This window comes from Methylobacterium sp. J-076 (assembly GCF_022829405.1).
Lineage (GTDB): Bacteria > Pseudomonadota > Alphaproteobacteria > Rhizobiales > Beijerinckiaceae > Methylobacterium.
Genome location: NZ_JAKSXW010000112.1, coordinates 1 through 3,070 on the forward strand (window position 1 = coordinate 1; position 3,070 = coordinate 3,070).

Consider the following 3,070-nt stretch of genomic DNA (forward strand, 5'->3'; position numbering starts at 1 on the left):
GAACTTCCCGACCCGGATCAGCTTCCAGGTGACGAGCAAGATCGACTCGCGGACGATCCTCGGGGAGATGGGCGCGGAGCAGCTTCTGGGCCAGGGCGACATGCTGTTCATGGCCGGGGGCGGGCGCACGACGCGTGTGCACGGGCCGTTCTGCTCGGACAGCGAGGTCGAGAGCGTGGTCGCCCACCTCAAGCGCCAGGGCCGCCCGAGCTACCTCGACGCCGTCACCACCGACGACACGCCCGAGGAGGCCCCCAAGGAGACCGGCCGTCGCGGCCGGGCGGCCGAGAAGGTCGAGCGCAGCGAGGAGCCGGAGGAGGACGCCCCCGTCTTCGACATCGGCGCCTTCGCGGCGGCGACCGGCGGCGAGTCGGACGACCTGTACAAGCAGGCGATCGAGGTGGTGCTGCGGGACCAGAAGGCCTCCACCAGCTACATCCAGCGCCGGCTCCAGATCGGCTACAACCGCGCCGCCTCGATCATGGAGCGGATGGAGATCGAGGGGATCGTCGGCCCGGCCAACCACGCCGGCAAGCGCGAGATCCTCGTGGCCGGCGCCTCCCACGGGGCGGGCGTGGTGTACGACGACGAGTGAGACGCGCGACCCGCCCGTCTTCCTCTCCCCCCCCCCCTTTGCCAAGCGGGGGGGAGAGGGGGGCGGCGGTGCCGGAGAGGTCGCGGCCGCAGACACAGCCTGCGCCCGTCGCGGCCCCTCTCCCGACCCCCTCCCCCGCAGAGGGGGGAGGGACACGAGCACCGCGTCGCATCTTCGCCACAGGGCGGGGCTCTAAGCGGAGGCCCGCCCCCAATTTCCGCCCGAGCCGCACACCGCCCACGGTGCGAAGGAGTCTCCGGATGATCGGCCGCCGCACCCGCACCGCCGGCACCCTGCTCGCCGCGAGCCTCGCCCTCGCCCCCCTTCGGGCCGAGGCGCAGGTGTCGTCGTTCCTCGACGGGTTGTTCGGCCGCAAGGAGCAGGCCGCCCCCGAGCCCGAGGCGGCCCCCGCCGCCACGCCGGACGCCTCCCCCGCCAAGAAGCCGGCCCCGAAGGCGGCCAAACCCGCCGACAAGTCCGCCGAGAAGGCCGCCGGCGCCAAGCCGGGGGCCAAGCCCGGCGAGAAGCCGGCGGAGAAGGCCGCCGACAGGGCCGCCCGCCCGGCCGAGCCCAAGGTCGCCGCGGTCGCGACCCCGGCCCCCGCCGCCGCCGAGCCCGCCGACGCGGCGACCGTGCTCGCCCAGGCCAACGCCTACTTCAACGGCATCTCGACCCTCACCGGGTCGTTCATCCAGATCGGCCCGGACGGGCGGCGCATCGGCGGCAAGCTCACCCTCGCCAAGCCCGGCCGCCTGCGCTTCGACTACGACCAGCCCTCGCCGCTGGAAGTGGTGGCCGACGGCACCTCCGTGGCGGTGCGCGACCGCAAGCTCGCCACCCAGGACCTCTACTTCATCGCCCAGACGCCGCTGAAATTCCTCCTGCGGGAGAAGATCGACCTCGCCCGCGACCTCTCGGTGACGGACGTCTCGAACGATCCGGCGGGGGTGCGCATCAGCCTGGAGGACCGGGCGACCTTCGGCGGCACCTCGCGGATCCAGTTGCTGTTCGACGCCGACGTGAAGACCCTGTCCCAATGGCGGATCACCGATCCGCAGGGCTACATCACCACCGTGCAGCTCTCGAACCTGCAGAAGGGCAAGGCGGTCGATTCCAGCCTGTTCTTCATCAATTACGGGCGGGCCGAGGACAAGGCGGCGCAGCAGGCGATCCAGCAGTCGCAACGCCAGTAGTCGGACGAACCGTGCGCCTCACCGTCACCACCTGGAACATCAACTCGGTGCGCCTGCGCATCGACCTCGTCCTGCGCTTCCTCGCCGAGCACGGGCCGGACGTGCTCTGCCTGCAGGAGACCAAGTGCCCGGACGACGCCTTCCCCCTGAAGGCGCTCCGGGGCTCGGGCTACGAGCACGTCGTCTTCGCCGGGCAGAAGGGCTACAACGGCGTCGCGATTCTCTCGCGCCTGCCGCTCCACACCCGCGACGTGATGGGCTTCTGCGGCCGGGCCGACGCGCGCCACATCTCCGCGGTGCTGGGGCCGGAGGCGGGACAGGCCGCGGGCCTCGTGCTGCACAACTTCTACATCCCGGCGGGCGGCGCCGTGCCCGACCGCGACCTCAACGACAAATTCGCCCACAAGCTCGACTTCCTGCAGGAGCTGCGCGCCTGGGGGGGACGGCGCCCCTCCGGCCCGGCGATCCTGGTGGGCGACCTGAACGTCGCCCCCCTGGAGCACGACGTGTGGTCGCACAAGCAGCTCCTCGACGTGGTGAGCCACACCCCCATCGAGACGCAGGCCCTGGAGACCCTGCGGGGCGAGGCCGGCTGGATCGACGCGGCGCGCCACCTCACCCCGGAGCCCGAGAAGATCTACACGTGGTGGAGCTACCGCTCGCCGGACTGGAACGCCGCCAACAAGGGCCGGCGCCTCGACCATGCCTGGGTCTCGCCGGATCTCGCGGGCACCGTGCGCGCCGTCGAGGTGCTCCGGGCCGCCCGCGGCTGGGAGCGGCCCTCCGACCACGTGCCGGTGACGTTGACGCTGGACCTGTAGGGCCAGCCCGGGCTTTCAATCGGGCCCTTTTACACCCTTCCCTCATCCCGAAGGTCTGCATTCCCCTCGCCCCGCTTGCGGGGAGAGGGCCGCGACGACCCCGTCGTCGGCGCGGCGAGGCGGCAGCCGAGGGTGAGGGGGCGTGCCGAACGAGGCTCCTCCGGCGAGCCCCCCTCACCACCGCTCCGGCTTCGCCTCTCGCGTCCCGCCGACACGACGAGGTGTCGGCGGGCCTCTCCCCGCAAGACGGGGAGAGGGGGCACCCCCGCATTCCGAAGGTGGGGGGGGGGGCCGGAAAGGCGGGGGCTCCCTGCATCGACCTGCACGTCCCGCCGCAGGGGCCCCTACGGACCGAACCCCCCCAGGTCTCTCGCGCTACCCGCGCACACTTCCCTGATTGCGGCGTTACCATGCCCAATATTCTTATTGGGTTCCTCCCGCCGAACAACATCGAAGGTATC

3 protein-coding genes are annotated in these 3,070 nt (G+C 72.0%); all 3 read left to right on the plus strand.

The window, feature by feature from the left end; translation table 11 throughout:
- On the plus strand, positions 1 to 595 hold a 595-nt coding region (locus MKK53_RS10040; RefSeq protein ID WP_279598938.1), incomplete at its 5' end, for a DNA translocase FtsK.
- A gap of 260 nt (positions 596 to 855) precedes the next feature.
- A complete protein-coding gene (locus tag MKK53_RS10045; RefSeq protein WP_243928558.1) occupies positions 856 to 1,788 on the plus strand; it encodes an outer-membrane lipoprotein carrier protein LolA in 933 nt (310 codons plus the stop codon).
- 11 nt (positions 1,789 to 1,799) lie between these two features.
- Entirely contained in the window at positions 1,800 to 2,609 is an 810-nt protein-coding gene (gene xth / locus MKK53_RS10050) for an exodeoxyribonuclease III (protein WP_243928559.1), read from the plus strand.
- Positions 2,610 to 3,070 lie beyond the last annotated feature (461 nt).

Bases quoted from the DNA above. Each gene is read 5' to 3' on its own strand.
- MKK53_RS10045 (WP_243928558.1), top strand. From the start codon at position 856: ATGATCGGCCGCCGCACCCGCACCGCCGGCACCCTGCTCGCCGCGAGC.